At 29.6% G+C, this 17,917-nt stretch carries 18 protein-coding genes and 1 pseudogene; 15 read left to right on the top strand and 4 right to left on the bottom strand.

Translation table 11 applies throughout. The features are described from left to right. Window positions 1–93 precede the first annotated feature (93 nt). The 4 genes and pseudogenes from JK634_RS09050 to JK634_RS09035 all read left to right on the top strand — a co-directional run bounded on the left by JK634_RS09050 (window position 94) and on the right by JK634_RS09035 (window position 3,136). Window positions 94–872: pseudogene (locus JK634_RS09050) on the top strand (transporter substrate-binding domain-containing protein). 79 nt (window positions 873–951) lie between these two features. After that, window positions 952–1,731 (top strand): amino acid ABC transporter permease, encoded by a 780-nt coding sequence (locus JK634_RS09045; protein ID WP_202767325.1) that lies wholly within the window; start codon window positions 952–954, stop codon window positions 1,729–1,731. A gap of 16 nt (window positions 1,732–1,747) precedes the next feature. Beyond that, window positions 1,748–2,491 carry an amino acid ABC transporter ATP-binding protein gene (locus JK634_RS09040; protein ID WP_202767324.1) on the top strand — a complete coding sequence of 248 codons (744 nt, stop codon included), beginning with the start codon at window positions 1,748–1,750 and terminating at the stop codon, window positions 2,489–2,491. Window positions 2,492–2,614: 123 nt separating this feature from the next. Continuing rightward, the gene (locus JK634_RS09035) at window positions 2,615–3,136 is read left to right on the top strand and encodes a DUF4489 domain-containing protein (RefSeq protein WP_202767323.1); all 522 of its coding nucleotides are present in this window, start codon (window positions 2,615–2,617) and stop codon (window positions 3,134–3,136) included. 87 nt (window positions 3,137–3,223) lie between these two features. Here the strand turns inward: JK634_RS09035 and JK634_RS09030 are convergent, their stop codons facing one another. Beyond that, window positions 3,224–3,925: a hypothetical protein gene (locus JK634_RS09030; protein WP_202767322.1), complete on the bottom strand. Its 702-nt coding sequence runs from the start codon at window positions 3,923–3,925 to the stop codon at window positions 3,224–3,226. A gap of 353 nt (window positions 3,926–4,278) precedes the next feature. Between JK634_RS09030 and JK634_RS09025 the strand changes: the two genes are divergently transcribed. The 10 genes from JK634_RS09025 (at window position 4,279) to JK634_RS08980 (ending at window position 12,810) form a co-directional block, all read left to right on the top strand. Further along, window positions 4,279–5,181, top strand: coding sequence for a LysR family transcriptional regulator (locus JK634_RS09025; RefSeq protein WP_202767321.1), 903 nt, complete (start codon window positions 4,279–4,281; stop codon window positions 5,179–5,181). A 196-nt stretch (window positions 5,182–5,377) separates the two neighbouring features. Next, complete coding sequence (locus JK634_RS09020; protein ID WP_243425590.1) at window positions 5,378–5,911, top strand: chemotaxis protein CheW; 534 nt, start codon at window positions 5,378–5,380, stop codon at window positions 5,909–5,911. Continuing rightward, entirely contained in the window at window positions 5,908–7,059 is a 1,152-nt protein-coding gene (locus JK634_RS09015) for a methyl-accepting chemotaxis protein (RefSeq protein ID WP_202767320.1), read from the top strand. Before JK634_RS09020 ends, JK634_RS09015 begins: the two co-directional genes overlap by 4 nt. 175 nt (window positions 7,060–7,234) lie before the next feature. Continuing rightward, entirely contained in the window at window positions 7,235–7,870 is a 636-nt protein-coding gene (locus JK634_RS09010) for an ABC transporter ATP-binding protein (RefSeq protein WP_202767319.1), read from the top strand. Continuing rightward, the gene (locus JK634_RS09005; protein ID WP_202767318.1) at window positions 7,867–8,646 is read left to right on the top strand and encodes an ABC transporter permease; all 780 of its coding nucleotides are present in this window, start codon (window positions 7,867–7,869) and stop codon (window positions 8,644–8,646) included. Before JK634_RS09010 ends, JK634_RS09005 begins: the two co-directional genes overlap by 4 nt. A gap of 79 nt (window positions 8,647–8,725) precedes the next feature. Further along, window positions 8,726–9,220: a MarR family winged helix-turn-helix transcriptional regulator gene (locus JK634_RS09000; protein ID WP_202767317.1), complete on the top strand. Its 495-nt coding sequence runs from the start codon at window positions 8,726–8,728 to the stop codon at window positions 9,218–9,220. Window positions 9,221–9,300: 80 nt separating this feature from the next. Then, on the top strand, window positions 9,301–10,467 hold the full coding sequence (locus JK634_RS08995) for an ArsA family ATPase (protein WP_202767316.1): 1,167 nt from the start codon (window positions 9,301–9,303) through the stop codon (window positions 10,465–10,467). Between the two features lie 15 nt (window positions 10,468–10,482). Continuing rightward, window positions 10,483–10,698 carry a hypothetical protein gene (locus tag JK634_RS08990; RefSeq protein ID WP_202767315.1) on the top strand — a complete coding sequence of 72 codons (216 nt, stop codon included), beginning with the start codon at window positions 10,483–10,485 and terminating at the stop codon, window positions 10,696–10,698. 18 nt (window positions 10,699–10,716) lie between these two features. After that, window positions 10,717–11,877, top strand: a complete 1,161-nt coding sequence (locus JK634_RS08985) for an ArsA family ATPase (protein ID WP_202767314.1) — start codon at window positions 10,717–10,719, stop codon at window positions 11,875–11,877. A 126-nt stretch (window positions 11,878–12,003) separates the two neighbouring features. Further along, a complete protein-coding gene (locus JK634_RS08980; RefSeq protein ID WP_202767313.1) occupies window positions 12,004–12,810 on the top strand; it encodes an alpha/beta fold hydrolase in 807 nt (268 codons plus the stop codon). Between the two features lie 61 nt (window positions 12,811–12,871). Here JK634_RS08980 and JK634_RS08975 read toward each other — a convergent pair whose 3' ends face one another. Both JK634_RS08975 and JK634_RS08970 read right to left on the bottom strand, forming a co-directional pair. Then, window positions 12,872–13,615 (bottom strand): carbonic anhydrase, encoded by a 744-nt coding sequence (locus JK634_RS08975; RefSeq protein ID WP_202767312.1) that lies wholly within the window; start codon window positions 13,613–13,615, stop codon window positions 12,872–12,874. 135 nt (window positions 13,616–13,750) lie between these two features. Next, entirely contained in the window at window positions 13,751–14,587 is an 837-nt protein-coding gene (locus JK634_RS08970; RefSeq protein WP_202767311.1) for an alpha/beta fold hydrolase, read from the bottom strand. Window positions 14,588–14,817: 230 nt separating this feature from the next. Here JK634_RS08970 and JK634_RS08965 point away from each other — a divergent pair, with 230 nt between their 5' ends. Beyond that, a complete protein-coding gene (locus tag JK634_RS08965) occupies window positions 14,818–15,927 on the top strand; it encodes a metallophosphoesterase (RefSeq protein ID WP_202767310.1) in 1,110 nt (369 codons plus the stop codon). Between the two features lie 84 nt (window positions 15,928–16,011). On the opposite strand, the gene JK634_RS08960 is transcribed toward JK634_RS08965, so the two are convergent. Continuing rightward, complete coding sequence (locus JK634_RS08960; protein ID WP_202767309.1) at window positions 16,012–17,826, bottom strand: glycosyl hydrolase family 18 protein; 1,815 nt, start codon at window positions 17,824–17,826, stop codon at window positions 16,012–16,014. Window positions 17,827–17,917: the final 91 nt, after the last annotated feature.

The raw sequence follows: 17,917 nt of genomic DNA, 5'->3' as shown, positions 1-17,917 counted from the left end.
AAGATAAATTAAAAGTAGTGAAAGGGGAAGGGAAATATGATAAGAAAATTATCTGTGTTATTGGCAGCTGTACTGTGTATATCTGCATTAGGTATGACAAGCTGTGGGACAAGCAAAACAAATGAAGCAAGTACCAAAGAAGAAACTTTTAAGGTCGGTCTTGAAGCTGGCTATGCACCATTTAACTGGACTCAAATGGATGATTCAAATGGTGGAGTAAAAATCGATGGTAGTGCAGAATATGCAGGAGGTTATGATATAGAGATAGCAAAAAAGATTGCGCAAGGGCTAGGTAAAAAATTAGTTATAGTAAAGACAGAATGGGATGGCCTTGTACCTGCATTAACCTCAGGTAAGATTGATGCAATTATTGCAGGTATGTCTCCTACAGCAGAACGTAAGGAAACAATTGATTTTTCAAATAACTATTATAAATCAAATTTGGTTATGGTTGTAAAGAAAGGCGGAAAGTATGATGGTGCAACATCAATTCAAGACTTTAAGGTGCTAAAATTACAGCACAATTAAATACATTTCATTACACAGTAATTGATCAAATTCAAGGAGTTAGTAAACAACCAGCCATGGATAATTTCCCAGCTATGAGAGTTGCACTTGAGTCAGGCATGATTGATGGGTACGTATCAGAAAAGCCTGAAGGTGTTAGTGCTGAAACTGCAAATAACAATTTTAAGATGGTGGAGTTTAAAGCTGGATTTAAAACGTCGGATGATGATACAGCGATAGCAGTAGGAGTAGCTAAGGGAAGTGAATTAACTCCAAAGATAAATGAAATCTTATCAGGTATCTCAGAAGATGAACAGACAAAAATTATGGATACTGCAATAAAAAATCAGCCTGCAGCAAAGTAATAATTATTATAAACCGAGTGCAGTTAATGTAGTCGGTTTTGTAATATTTTAAAGTTTAAAAATAGAAAGAGGAGAAAATATGAGTTCAGAGTGGATAATAAGAATTATATCTCAAAATGGGCCAATGTTTATTCGTGGTGCAGGCATTACGCTATTAATATCCGTAATTGGAACTATATTAGGTTCAATCATAGGGTTATTTATAGGAGTTGTACGTACGATTCCAATGCCTCAAAGAGGCATTGAAAGATATTTGTTAAAGTTGATTAATATCGTCTTTTCAATTTATATTGAATTTTTTAGAGGGACACCAATGATTGTGCAAGCAATGGTTATATATTATGGTTCTGCACTAGCTTTTGGAATAGATATGAACAGATTTTATGCAGCAATTTTTATAGTTTCAATTAATACAGGTGCATATATGTCTGAAATTGTTCGAGGTGGAATTGTTTCAATTGATAAGGGGCAATTTGAGGCTGCTAATGCAATTGGAATGAATCATATACAAACAATGTTAAACGTTATTCTACCACAAGTAATTAGAAATATTTTACCAGCTACAGGAAATGAGTTTGTAATTAATATAAAGGACACCTCAGTACTTAATGTTATTTCGGTAACAGAACTATACTTTCAAACTAAATCAATTGCAGGTAATAATTTTAGATATTTTGAATCGTTCTTTGTTGCTTGTGTTATCTATTTTGTTATGACTTTTACAGTAACAAGGATATTACGTTTTATAGAAAGAAAATTAGATGGACCAGAAAACTATATTATGTATGCTAATCAGATGCAAGTAGAAACACCAGAGGATATAGTAAAGCGTTCTAATAATTACGATAATATATTTTGACGTGGAGGTGAAAGTGATGGAAAAAGTAATAGATATCAGACATCTAAGTAAATCCTTTGGAACACATGAAGTGCTGAAAGATATAGACTTTTCAGTGAAAAAGGGGGAAGTAATATGTATTATAGGTTCTTCTGGTTCAGGAAAATCAACTCTTTTACGGTGTATAAATCTATTAGAAAGACCTAGTGGAGGAAAAATTATATATAAAGGTGAGGATATTTTAGATGATAAGCACAACATAAATAGATATCGAACCAAATTAGGAATGGTGTTTCAGCAATTTAATTTATTTAATAATCATAATGTTTTACGTAATTGTACGGTTGGTCAAATGAACGTATTAAAACGTACAAGTGAGGAAGCAGAAAAAGTTGCTGCAAAGTATTTGAAAGTTGTAGGAATGGAGCAATTTATTAACGCTAAACCTAAGCAATTATCGGGAGGACAAAAACAAAGAGTAGCAATAGCAAGAGCTCTTTCTATGGAACCAGATGTTATGCTTTTTGATGAACCTACTTCAGCACTAGATCCAGAGATGGTGGGGGAAGTATTAAAAGTTATGAAAAAACTTGCAGAATCAGGCCTTACTATGCTAGTTGTAACTCATGAAATGGGATTTGCAGAGGAGGTTTCAGATAGAGTAGTATTTATGGATAAAGGTGTAATTGCAGAAGAAGGAAATCCAGAGGAAATATTCAAAAATCCTAAGAAAGAACGTACAAGGGAATTTTTAAAAAGAACTCTAAGAAATTACGAATAGAGTAACTATTATTTAAAAGTTGTGTATTATGTACTAAGTAGAACAATAATTTATAAATGTAAAATCTTTTCTATTGAAGATGTTTGTTTGATTTATAAATTTAAGTATTGGGAGTGTTAACTAATGAGGGAATATAATTGTAGTGAGGAGAGAGGATGCTCTATTAAGCCTCCATGTCCTACAGGAGTTATTTTGGCATGTGGACAAGGCGGATATGTAGATTTATCTAATATGCCAACAAGTGGATCAACTCTAGCTAGTGTAAGCATTGATACAACTTTATTGACTAGAGCAATTATAAAGATTGATTTTAGTTGTATATTAAGTTATTCAGTGACAGTACTAGAAGAGCTAGATCTTATTTTTACACTAGTTAGAACTAATACTAAAGGGGAAATTAAAGAGTTAGCTTCTTGGCCGTATAAGATATTAATGGATCAAATTGTTAGTGGAGCAGAAGAGGATCAATATGTGTTTATAACACTAGAAAAGAATGAATCATTTAGTATTGAGTATTGTGATGAATTATTATGTGGAAGCTCTAGCACCTATTCCATAAGAGTAAATACTAATTATTTTAATATTACAAATGCCGTAATTCAATCATCAACAATAAATGCAATTGCCGGGCCAACGCATTATTAGATTTTAAAAATTCTATTATAAAAACTTGTAAAAAGTTTCTATGCATTTATCGTTATGCATTCTAAATTCTTTTTACAAGTTTTTTTATTAGCACTTTTCAACGAATTTATGATCTTTTTTGGTGAGTTTAAATACCCAAATGACATTATCTTTGCAAGTTAACTCCGCTTCCAGTCTTGGAATGCCTCCCGAAGGATTGCAGGAAGGTTTTTTATAATGATAATAATATACTCTAAAAACTTTACTCATATTCGCGTTATTTATTACACAATGTCTAGTTTCATCTGACTCTAGCCAAAAGACATATCTACCATTTTTAATATCTTTTATCTTTTTCACTGGATCTTTATAAAATTCAATTCCAACAGCATTTGATGGTATAATGCCAGGGATGGATTTGGACCTAAAATCTTTACAATAACGAGGGTCAGTTTTGGGTAAGTCAGGAGTAACCTTATAATCTACAACATGTGGATATCTTTGATATTTATAAAAGATTCTAGTTTCCTCTTTAGGTGAACCAGCGCTATCAAGCTTATAGTGATTAACTAAGATATAGTTTTTAGTATCAGCAATAAGTCTTCCATTATGGACGCAATAAACTGTTGAACCACATTCTTTACAAAAGCTAGTATTTGGGTTTTTATTCCCACACTCATATAAAACACCTATGCAGGACCCTATGGTTGGAGTTCTTTTACTTGATTCAGCAGGGATTCCAGTGCATGGTGTTAATTTTACATTAGAGTTATTGATAGTATTATAACCATGAAGAATGTTTTCAGACATAATTAATAACTCCTTTCAAATATAAAATATATATTGAATTTTACGAAAATATATCACCTTTTATATAAAATATGTAAATCATATGACGAAGGTTACTAAGTAAAAATAAAACTAGAAATGAAATTAAACTGTTTGATAAAAGCAAATAATTGATTATATAATAAAAGAATAATATTTCATAGTTGGCGAGATGATTTCATAAAGAGTCTAGTAAATATAATATCTAAGTATATTAAAATTTTACTAGTTTTTTTAATTAAAGTATTATATATAAAACTACAACGACAAAAAAGAAAATATATGAGATGGTTAAAGTAAAAACTATTTAGTCCTTTAACTTATAGGAGTACGAGATGGAGATAAAGCAAATAAAATATTTTATTCAGGTATGTAAGGACAGAAGTGTTTCCAAAGCTGCTGAAAATCTTCATATTTCTCAGCAGGGATTAAGCAAGATAATTAAAAATTTAGAGAATGAATTTGAAGTTGAATTATTTGAACGTACATCTAAAGGCGTAATCCTAACGGAGTTTGGAAGTCTATTACTAGAAAAATCAGAAAAGATTATTGAGGAATTTGATTTAATGTTAGATTTCTTAAATGATAAGGCTAATCTCCAAAAGAGGACTATTAGCTTGGGCTTGCCTAATATATTATACTCAGACCTTTTTTCATTAATTATATGCGAATTTAATGAGAGGCACCCTGATGTAAATTTAGAAATTGTGGAGTTAGGTTCATATGCATGTGAAAGATATATGGAGAAGGATTTACTTGATATTTCTTTTGCCGTAAAACCTATAAATGCTAGTAAACTTGGCTTTATACCTGTTGCGACAAGTGATGTAATGCTTTTAGTTAATAAAAATCATTACTTAGCTAATAGGAAAGAAGTAGAGCTTAAAGAACTTGCAGATGAACAATTTATAATGCTAACCACTGATTATAAATCTAGACATCTTATTATTGAAAGTTGTATTCGAGAAGGATTTAATCCCAATATTATTTTTACAACCTCACAGTTAGATAGAATTATTGGATTGGTTGCACACAATAAGGGTATAGCAATACTTCCTGAATTAAATTCAATTAACGCTGCTAAAAATAATGATAAAATTTCAGTTATATCGTTTAAAGATAAACCCTTCAAAATAGAGGTAGGTTTTATTACAAATAAATTTAAAAAGATTAATATAATTACTAAGAAATTTATTAATTACACATTAGGATATTTTAAGGATAATGAAATAAGCTAGTACAGGGAAATAAGAATACTTTAAAAGATAAATTGTTCAATCTTAAATATTAGAAATAAAAATAAATATTATAAAGGGGAAGCTATTAAGGAGAAACTTATAGCTTCCCCTTCTACAGTTTTTTGTTGTATTTTATACAATAAAATTTTGTTATAAATTAAAGTTAATGAAAGTTATAATTAAAATAAATTTGCTTATGCAAAAATTACAAATACAGACAAAAGTAACTAAATTTAAAATTAAAGCACTTTTGTGGAAGGAGCTGTTATACTTGAATTCCTATCAGTTAGTAGTATTTAATTTAGGAGAAGAGGAATATGCAATAAATATTTCGTACGCACAAGAAATAATTCGCATACCTAAATTTACAAGAATGCCTAATGTCCCTTCATTTATTGAAGGTATTATCAATCTAAGAGGACAAGCAATTCCAGTTTTTGATTTGAAGAAAAGATTTGGAATCGAAGTAAAAGAAAGAACATCCGATAGTAGATTATTAATACTTGATATTGATGGTATGAAGGCAGGGATAATTGTTGATGATGTCTCTGAAGTCATAAGAATTAATGGAGGAGATATTCAGGTTCTAGATTCAGAAATTATGGGCATAAGTAAAAATAGTATTGAGGGAATCAATATTATAGAACAAAGAATAATAATAATACTCAATGCATCAAACCTAAAAAAAGAAATTTTTAAGTATGACTTAGAAAAGGAGTTAGTATCATGATATCAATTAATGGATTAGAATATTTAAAGGCTATGGCAGAACTTCAGGTTAACATAATACCTGGAGGAATCTTATACTTAGTTATTGAGGGGGATACAATTACATGGAGAAAGCAGTCAGATGCATTTAAATTGGATTTGTTTAATGTAGGAGAAGTAATTAAAAGTAACAGCATGGCCCAAAAAGCTATGAATGAGAGAAGAACATTAGCTGAAAATATTCCAAGCACACTTTATGGGACAAGATTAAGAACAGTTGCAATTCCTTTGATTAATGATGAGGATGAAGTGGTTGGAGCATTTTCTATTTTAATTCCAAGGTTACATCCTGTAGTAAAGGCATTTCCAGACTTTGCTCCAATGTTATCAGAGATGTTTCCTGAAGGATCTACTTTATTTACAACTAATACTACTAAGATATTAGGTAAACAAGCATCTAAAAAGTTTGATGTGCCAGAGTTGAAAATTAATGATACACTTACAAGTGATTCAATAGCAAGAAAAACTATGAACTCAAAGCAACCGACTATAGTAGAACTTGATGAATCAGTATATGGAATACCAACCTTTGAAGCTTGCTATCCACTTTTTGATGAGGATAATCCAGAAGAAGCAGTTGGAAGCTTTGCGATAATTACGCCTAAAGAGGTTGCAGCTAATCTACGTAACATGTCACAAAATCTTGAAGGTGGTCTTGAAGGCATAGCATCGGCAATAGAAGAATTAGCAGCGTCTGCAACAAGTATACATACAAATGAGCAAGAACTTAATAGAGAAATTCAAGAGATAACTAGTTTATCAGAAGAAATAAATGAAGTATCTTCATTTATTAAAGAAATAGCAGATGAAACTAAGATGCTTGGATTAAATGCAGCAATTGAGGCAGCAAGAGCAGGTGAAGCAGGAAGAGGATTTGGAGTTGTTGCAGAAGAAATAAGAAAATTATCAGAGCAATCCAAAAGCACAGTGCCAAAGATTAAAGAATTAACTGACAGAATAAAATCAAAAGTTGAAGAAGCAAGTATAAAAAGCCAAGGGTCTTTATCTGCAAGTCAAGAACAAGCAGCAGCTACAGAAGAGATAACAGCAAGTGTAGAAGAAATAACAGCTATGTCAGAAGAATTAAACAAAATTGCACAAAACATATAATGAACAAGGTACATATTAAGTAAAAACGTATTAGAGCACTAAGCTCTAATACGTTTTTATTTCGCTTGTACTACAATTCCTTCTGTGATACCCTAAAATTAGAATATCAATAGCATATTTTTATATCTAGATTGATTTATCAAGTATATATTCTTCGGTTAAGGAAGTGAATATCATGATTGAACCTTTATTTAGAGCTAAGAATGTAATTTATAGAAATAAGTTAATATATAATGACATTATTATTGAAAAAGGAAAGGTTAATTTTATCGTAGGCGAAAGTGGTAGTGGTAAAAGCACTTTCTTAAAGTTATTAAATAATTCAATTAGTGCTGAAGCTGGGGAATTATTGTATGGTGGGAAGGATATAAATGAATATAATCCAATTTTATTGAGACGAGATGTAAGTTTGGTTTCTCAAGAACCATTTTTATTTGAAGATAGTATATTAGATAACTTTAAAAAAATCTATTCTTTAAGAGGACTTCCAATTCCAAATGAAGATTATGTGAAATATATTACTGAACTTTGTCTAGTAAATGTTCCATTGGATCAAAATGCAGCAACTTTATCAGGAGGGGAGCGACAAAGGGTTTATATTTCAATATTTCTGTCATTATGCCCAAAAGTAGTGCTATTAGATGAACCCACTTCGGCTTTAGATGATAAAAATAGTTCGAAAATGATTAAGAATATTATTAATTTCTGTAAAGAAAAAAATATAGAAATAGTAATTGTAAGTCATGACAAAAACATTACTAATGAGTTTTGTGAAAATAAAATTGAAATCATAAAGGAGAGAGTAAGGTGAAGGGGGCAGTTGCATTAAGTATTATTCAATTTTTACTTATATATTTACTACTAATTATAGTATTAATCCTTATGAAAAAATCTAAGATTAAGCAAACAAAACTTTTGTTAGTTGCAAGTTTGAGGATGTCAGTTCAATTAATACTAGTAGGATATATCTTGCAATATGTCTTTAGTAATCCCAAGCCTATTTATACTTTAATATTTATAGTACTTATGATAGCTTTTTCTATTAATAGGGTAATTAAAGGTAGAAATGATCTTAATAAAAAGTTTAAAGTTGCAATAGGAATTTCTTTGACTTTTTCAGGTCTCTTTGTCTTAATTTTTTTTGTAATAGTTGTTATTGGCAAATCTCTATTTAATCCTCAATATACAATTCCTTTAGCAGGAATGATAATAGGAAATGCAATGACAGGAATTAATATTGGAGCTAAAACCTTTATGGATTCAGTCTATAAAGAAAGAAGAAAAATTAATGCGCTAATTAATTTAGGTATAGAGCCTAAAGAGATACTAAGGCCTTTTGCAAATAATTCTTTAGAAATAGCTTTAATTCCAACTTTGAATTCTATGTTAGGAATGGGAATAATTTTTTTGCCAGGTATGATGACTGGACAAATATTATCAGGAACACTTCCAACTACAGCTATTATGTATCAAATAGCTATAATGATAGCCATCTGTACATCAGTATGTATGACTGTATTTTTATCTTTGAATTTAGGTTATAAAACCTTATACAATGAAAGAGAACAGTTTATAGAGAATTATTAATGGAACATATTGACATGAAATTACTTCGGGTGTAGAATGAAAATATACTTCGGACAAAGAACTATTTAAGGAGATTAATATGTCGCATAATGAAACTTTTACTTTTGAATCATTAATTTTCAATTATATTGATGAACTAAAATTTTTGCTTTTTCCAGATCAGTGGAGTAATGCATTTTTAGATTATTCAAAAAATGAAATATTAACTCTTTTAATTTTATATAGAAAGAAAAATGTTAATATGAGTGAGATAGCAGAGTATATTAATGCTCCTTTAAATACTGCTACAGGAGTTGTTGGTAGACTAGAAAAGAAAATGATGGTAGAAAGAAAAAGAGATAGTTTGGATCGAAGGGTAGTTAATATTGTTTTAACTGAAAAAGGAAACCTTTTTATGGAAGAAGAAAAAAAGAGCTTTGAATATTATTTTAAAGAGATATTTAATTCTTTAACTGCAGAAGAAAAAGCTGCTGCTATGAGCATATTTAACAAAACACTTTCGATACTTAAAAAAGGGAAAAGCAAAGATGATGAAAAATCTCCTAAAAAGGTCAAAAGAATAATAATAGAATAACTTAGAAAACTAAGTTATTTTTTAAAAGAAATACTTCGTTACAAGAACTATTCTAAGAAAGAATTATTGGAGGGATATTAATGGGAAGAATAATAATTTTTACTGGAAAAGGTGGAGTTGGTAAAACCAGTACTGCAGCGGCACATGCAGTAAAAGCTGCAAATGAAGGCGTGAAAACACTAATTGTAAGTACTGATATGGCACACAATCTAAGTGATTTATTTATGAAGGAAATAAAGGAGGAGCCAATAGAAATATTTAATAATCTTTATGCATTGGAGATTGACTCAAATCATGAGATGGAAAGATATTATGGAAATATTTCAGATGCATTTAAAAATATGCTTTCCTTTAAAAATGAGGAGGATAAAGAAGTATTAGAAGATATAGTAGTTTTTCCAGGAATAGAAGAATTATTTTCACTGCTTAAGATAAAAGAACTATATGATGAGGGGATATATGACTTGATTATTGTAGACTGCGCACCTACAGGTGAAACCTTATCATTATTAAAGTTTCCTGAACTTTTTTCATGGTATATGGAAAAGCTTTTTCCATTAGAAAAAATAGCTCTTAAAGTATTAAGACCAATTTCAAAAATAGCTTTCAAGTTAGAGATGCCTGATGAAAAGGCAATGAATGATGTTGAAAAGTTATATTTTAAACTTGGAACATTACAAAATCTCTTAAAGAATAGAGAGGTTTGTAGTATAAGACTTGTGACAATACCTGAAAAAATGGTTGTAGAAGAAACCAAAAGAAGTTATATGTATTTAAATTTATATAACTTTAATGTGGATGGACTATATATCAATAGAATAATACCTGAAGAAGTAGACAATGGCTTTTTTGATAAGTGGAAACAGATACAAAAAAATTATTTAGATGAGATATATTCGGTGTTTTGGAACATCCCCATATACAAAATAAAATGGTATGAAGTAGATATTAATGGAACAAAAGGACTAGAGAGAATTGTAGATGATTCTCTAAAAGATAATAATTTATTTAAGGTATTAAAAACAACAATAAACGAAATTTTTGAAAGAACTGAAAAGGGCTATCGTCTAGATGTATTTGTTCCCTTTTCTGACAAGAAAGATTTTGATCTTTTTGAATCTGGAACAGATATAATTGTAAAAATAGGAAACTTCAAAAGAAATATTCCTGTACCTAATGTAATAAGAAGGTATTCAATTGTATCGGCAAAACTTAATAACGAACTTTTAAGCATTTATTTTGAATAATTGAGGGTGAAGATTATGAATAGAGAATTTATTAAGAAAATTATAAAAGCTGAAAAATTGAAGTATGAAGCAATAAAAGAAATACTACCTACTAAAGTTAGGGAAAAGGTAGAAGAATTAGAAAATGATTCGGTTAATATTTTAAAGGATGTTGCTGTGGAGTTGTTAAAGGAAGAGGTTAAAGAAACTAATAGTAAAAGTATAAAAAAAGTAAATATTGATTTTTCTTAAACTACAGGAGGTGGATTTATGAGGATAATATTGTATACAGGAAAAGGTGGAGTAGGCAAAACTAGTGTGGCTGCAGCTACTGCATGTAAAATAGCAGGTGAAGGAAAAAAAGTTTTGGTATTAAGTACAGATCAAGCTCATAGCTTAGGAGATTCATTTGGAGTAAAACTTTCTGATGAACCAGTAGAAATAAATGAAAATCTTTATGCAATGGAAATAGATAGTATTATTGAAAATGAAAAGGCTTGGAGTAATATAAAAGGTTATATTGAAAAGCTCATGATGTTAAAGTCTGAAAAAAATATAGAGAGTGAGGAGTTATTAGTTTTTCCCGGATTTGAGGAGTTACTTTCTTTATTAAAGATTAAAGATATATATGATGAGGGCATATATGATGTATTAATAGTAGATTGTGCTCCAACTGGAGAAACCATGTCTCTACTAAAGTTTCCAGATTTATTTAAATGGTGGATGGAGAAGCTTTTCCCAATAAAACGAAAGGGAGCAAAAATTGCTAAACCAATAATTGAAGCTACTGTAAAAATTCCAATGCCAAGTGATGAAGCTTTTGATGACATTGAGAAGATATATTCTAAGATAGATGAACTACATTCTCTTATTTTAAACAAAGATGTAGTAAGTTTAAGAATAGTTACTACACCAGAAAAAATTGTTGTCAAGGAAGCAAAGAGAAGTTTTTCATATCTTCATCTTTTTAATTATAATGTAGATGGAATAATAATAAACAAGATCTTTTCAGAGGATTCTCTAATGGGATACTTTGAAAAGTGGAAAAAAATCCAAAATGAAAGCATTGAAGATATTTATCAAAGTTTTAAAGGCATTCCAATTTTCAAGCTTGAGCTAATGAATAATGAGTTAAGAGAATATGATATGCTTAAAAAAGTAGGGGATAGTATTTATAGGGATGTTAACCCTGAAGAAATATTATTTAAAGATAAAATATTTACTGTTGAGACCGATAAGGAAGGATATTTATTAAGAATTAATATGCCATTTATAGATAAAAAAGAATTAAAGCTATCTCAAAAAGGCGATGAGATAACTATATCTATTAAAAATGAAAGAAGAAGTTTAATATTACCTAATAAGCTTCAATCTAAAGAAATAGCCAGTGCAAAATATAATGATGGGTCACTAAATATTTATTTTAGCTAAGTATATAAAAAGAATCTCATTAAATGGGGTTCTTTTTTTTGCATTTATTAAGATAGATTTGTAAATAGTATTAATAATGAATTAAAAAAGATAAGTACAATTGAGAAAAGATGATGTGGTGGTAACATGAAGGAAAATTTATTAGCGAAAACAATAAGGAAAGATGGATGTAACATTCACTATTGGATGTCTAAAGATGTAGATGGACCCTGGGTATTGTTTTTACACGGTGCAGGTTTAGATCATAATATGTTCAAAGAACAAGTTGAGGCAATTAAATATAGTAATAAAATATTAGAATGGGATGCAAGAGGGCATGGATTATCAAGACCAATAGGTAAACAATTTAGTATTAAGTTATTAGTAGAAGACTTAATAAATATTATGGATATAGAAAGAATAGATAAAGCAATATTAGTTGGGCAGTCAATGGGAGGAATATTAGCACAAGAAATGGCATTTTACTATCCAGATAGAATAGATAAGTTAGTGTTAATAGATTGCCCATGTAATACAATGAAATTATCAGTTTTAGAAAAAGTATATATTAAAGTAGCACATATTTTGATGCCAATGTGTCCGTGGAGTGTACTACTAGCAATAGGTATAAGATTAAGTGCATTAAGAGAAGATGTAAGAAATTATATAAAATGCACAGTAAAAGAGGTTGGTAAGAAAGATTTTGTTAAAATATTTTTAAAAACTGCTGATGCTTTTCATTTTGAAAAAGGATATAAGATAAATAAAAAGACTTTAATAGTTTATGGAAAAAAGGATTCTATGAGGAGCATTGGTAATTTAACTAACAAGTGGTGTATAGATAATGCAAATTACTATAGAATTAACTTTAATGAAGCTAGCCATTGTGCAAATCAAGATAGATGTACAGACTTTAATAGAGTACTAACTGATTTTTTAAGAAATAAAGAATAAACCCTCCATTTTTCTTAATTTAGTGCTCTCCATTATCTAAAAAAGGTATGTAGTAAAGTTGTTATTTACTAAAATCGTAGATAACTTCTCCAGTATCCATTTTATATTTGGCACCAATAATGCTAATTTTCTTTTCATCTAAAAGTTTCTTTATTACAGGACTTTGGCTAATAATTGCTACTGAATTATTTATATTTACATTAACAGTTAAATTAATAACTTCATCAATATTTTGATTTTTATTTTTAACTTTATTATAGGATGGTTTAATCTTATTAAGAATAGATGCTATGTTTTCGGATGCCTCTCCGTCTTTTATAGTTGCCTCAACCGCGCCACATTTTTCATGGCCAAGTACTACAATTAAAGGAACATCTAAGTGTTCAACCCCGTATTCGATGCTTCCTAAAACAATTGGATCTACAACATTTCCAGCATTTCTAATCACAAATAGATCCCCAAGACCTTGATTGAAAACTAATTCAGGAGGAACTCGAGAATCAGAACAACTTAAAATTACAGCAAATGGCTTTTGTCCATTACTTGATAATTTTTTACGCTTAGTATCACTAATATCATTGGCAAAAGTTTTATTATCTACATATCTTTTGTTACCTTCTACCAATAGCTTTTTAGCAGCATCTATTCTAACTTTTTCTGGCCTTATATATAGTTCAGGTTCTGAAGCTTTAATTTTGTAGCTTTTATTTAGTGCTATATAAGTAATATTAAGTGATAGTAATATAAATAAAGATAATAGCAATTTTGTAATAATAGAAAATTTTGAGTTGTAATTTTTATTCATGAGAGTCACTCCTATTTCTATATTTATAAATTATATATATTTTCTGCTATGATTCTAAAATTATCCTTAATTAGTGACAATTATTTAATAGACCACCATACATCATTTAGTATGGTGGTCTATATTTTTTATGATCTAAGAATGATATTTATTGTTATAACATTCGTTAATAAATGAAACTAATTCTTTATTAAATTTTATAGGTTTTTCCCAAAAAGGTGAATGACCAGTGTTTTCATAAAGGGATAGTTTAGCATTCTTAATAATTTTTGAGTTATCTATTGATTGAGAAGGATAGAGTATTTCATCTTCGATACCATGGGTAAGAAGTACTGGTACATTAATTTTAGTTAGGAGATCATCATAGGAAACCTTTCTTTTAATTATTGCTTCACGTACATATGGTGGAACAATGGAGATAAAGCCTAAGAAGAAGTAAAAATTCTTTTCAGAAGGGGAGTGATAAAAAAGCATACGAACAAATTCCTGTAGTGAATTGTTACATATTAAAGCATCCGATGACATTAGCCCAGATAGTATTTCTTGTGATGTCGAAGTGTAGTAACGTCCACCATAAATACCAGAAGAGGTTCCAACATCAATAAGATTTATTCCTGAAATATTTTCTTCACCATAAATAGTTATATAATCAAGTATTACTTTTCCTCCATATTCCCAACCTACAAGAAAAGGTTTATCAAGTTTTAAATAGGTGATTATTGAATGAATATCATAAGCCCAAATCTTTTCATCATCATATCCAATTAAGGGCTTATCAGATAACCCATGACCACGTAAATCCAAAACTATAAGTCTATAATCTCTTAATAAGTCTGAATCTAATTGTCGAATCCAGCAAAGTTTGTTTTGGGAAACACCATGTATGAAAACTATGGGTTTCCCCGAAGGATTACCTTCTTCTACTACAAAAAGCAATGCATCAGTTGCACCTTGTATAGTGTATAGTCTCATTTATTATCAATCTCCTTATATAGGAAGAGATATATTAATAAACCTAAATATCTTACTAATATAATATTATTAATGGATAATACATGTTACTATATTAAGATTGGTATGATTGTATTATTATCTTATATTAAAACAACATAGAGAGGCGTTATTAAATTTAATAAACTATAATTACTTTCCAGAATATTATATTAGTGAAAAAGAAATCTTAGAAAGGGGAGTAAGGTTAAGTGATTGGAGAAACAAAAGACTGGACAAGCAATGAGTTAATTACCACAAATGAGAAATCTTATAAAAGAAAAGGTTATATCGTAGATATAAGTGATTTGCATTTTGATGAAAATATAGATGAAGAAAATGAAGCTTATCTTCTCATAAAAGATTTAAAGAAAGTGTACTTTGATAATGTTGAGAATACACTAAGATTACAAGATATTGATTATGTTGTAGTGAGTGGTGATTTTGTAAACTTCGGGAACTCACAAATTTCCTTTGAAAAAGCATTTCACTTTATTGATATACTAAGTAAAAAATTAATGCTTCCTTACAATAAAATAATTATTGTACCAGGAAATCATGATTTAAGCTGGGATGTAACTATGAGTAGTTACCATTTGACTCAGGGAATTCCAGGGCCAAACGATAAAGTAGTAACTAATGTGGGGACAGATATATTCTATTTAAAGAGAAATGAAGAAGAATGGGATAAGAAGTTTACTAATTATAGCAAATATCTTTACGAAAAGTTATATGGTGAACCATTTCCAGATAACCCAAAGGAGCAACTTAAAGTAATATATGGGGATTTTTTAGATAATAAGAAAATAGCATTTTTTATGCTTAATACAGCTGCAAACATTGATCAATTTAATCGTCAAGTAACTTATTTTGATGTAGATGGATTAATAAAAGCATCAAGAATGCTTCCAAAAGAGAATATGATAAAAATAGCTGTTGGGCATCACCCAGAAGAACTAACTAATGGGTATGGAAAGGATATTCCATTTGCAAATGCAATGCAAAATGAGAATTTTAAGATTTATATGCATGGACATGTGCATAGAACAATAAGTCTAGATTATTTAAATCCTCAAAATATTAATCCAAATATGATTATGATTGGAGCAGGAGCTTTAAGTGCGAATCAAGGTTCCTTATGGCCTGGGGTTCCAGAAAGATATAATGTTGTAAGAATTGAGGCAACGGAAAATCCTTGTGAAATATATGTATCAGTTAATACTAGACAACGTGAGTATATTGGAGCCTACTGGCAGCCTGCTTATATTTATTATAAAGATGATGGTAAGAAACTTACTAATATATGGAACAATATAATCTAGAAATAAATACTATTTAAAAGTTAACAGAGCAGAACACTGATATTCACTTGTTCTGCTCTGTTTTTAAATCTGAAAATTATAAGTTTATCTAATTAATTTTGTTTTAATACTTGTCCAATAAGCAGGATCTTCAAGCCCAAGTCTCCATATACCTATTCCAGCTAAATCATACTTATTTACAAGATCTAGTTTAAAGCTTACACTATAGGAATTTTCAAACCATACTGTATGAATAACTCCAGAAGAATCCTTATAAGTAAAGTAAGGAGATTGTGATATAGAATCCCATTTTATTGTAGTATTATACTTTAGTGCTAAATCATAAATTTCTGATGCTCCATAAGAATTTGATCCTTTTGAAGACCAGTCATACCCATAAGCAGCAGTTCCTAATAATATTTTTTCCTTAGGTATAACAGTTAGTGCATATTTAATTACATTTTCAACCCAACCAATGGATGCTATTGGTCCTGGAGTTCCTCCAAAATAATGTTCATCATATGTCATTATTAATATCTGATCTGAATATTTAGAAATTGTAGAATAATCAAAGGCTCCGCCCCAATCATCAGTGGCGCTACCATTAGTTTTTGCAGGGACTGCTATGGTTACGTAATAACCTAAAGGTTTAAGTGAACTATAAAGCTCACTCATAAATGTTGATAGATAAGTTCTATCATAATAGTAGATATTTTCTAAATCAATATTTACACCTTTATATCCGTAAGTTTTTAATGCACCTAAAATATTATTTATTAGTGTTTTTCTATTTGTTGAACTTTCTAACAATTTCTTTGCTATATCTTTATCGAAGTTATTAGTTATCATTAGAAATATATTTATTCCATTATTATTAGCATAAGTAATTTGATTAGTTGGAATTAGCCCAGTAATTTTACCAGTACCATCAGTGGCGAAGGTATCAGTGGCAATCTCATCAATAGTTGAATTATTGGAAACCATTGAGTTATAAGAGGAACTATCACCGGAAAAATAATATGTAGCATACCCAAGTACAATCTTTTTAGTAGTGCTAATATATACTATTGGAGAAATTGGGGAAATACCATTAGAGCTAAATGCCTTTACATAATACCAATATTTTGTGTTAGAAGATAATGTTGAATCTAAATAGCTAGTTGAAGAAGTAGTAGCAATTAATGAATAACTTAGGCTATTATAACTTGAACGATATACTTGATAACCTGTAGCACCTGTAACAGAGGTCCAGCTTAATTTAATACTACTTGATGAGACTATAGAGTATGTAAATTCTTTAGGAGCATCAAGACTTATTTTATTTGTATAAAAAGTGATTACCTTTGAGCCTGATGATGAACCAGCTGAATTATAAGCTGTGATATAGTAACTATATTTTGTATCAGGTAGTAGCGATGAATCTTTAAAACTTGTAAGTGCAGTAGATGCTATTAACGAATAAGTAGAGCTATTTACATTAGAACGATATATTTTATAACCCTTAGCATTAGAAACTGAACCCCAACTTAGATTAACGCTACTTGAAGTTATACCAGAATAATTTAATGAAGCAGGCGCTGTAGGTATTGATGCTTGACTCTTTTTAGTATTAAGACTAATTACCGGAGTAGATGAAGAAGAAGATATACCAGCAGAAGTATAAGTTCTTACATAATATTTATATAATGCTCCGGGCGTAAGTGATGAATCTTTAAAACTTGTAAGTGCAGTTGAGGCTATTAATGAATAGCTTGAATTATTACTTGAACGATAGATTTTATAGCCTTTAACACCATAAACAGCTGGCCAACTTAACTTAACACTCTCAGATGTTATTCCAGAGTAAGCTAGTGAAGTAGGTGCTTTAGGAACAGAAAGTGCTGCAACTGAAATAAATTGACTATTAAAAGCAAAAAACATTACTAAAGTTAGAATTGTTGAAAATTTTCTTAAGTACTTCAGATTAACCACTCCTTTTTACACGTATAGTAAATATTTCGTATAGAAAAGG

The sequence above is a fragment of the Clostridium paridis genome (genome assembly GCF_016765615.1).
GTDB classification, from domain to species: domain Bacteria; phylum Bacillota; class Clostridia; order Clostridiales; family Clostridiaceae; genus Clostridium_T; species Clostridium_T paridis.
Note: the sequence above shows the minus strand (reverse complement) of the source record. Positions and strands in the feature narration are given on the sequence as shown.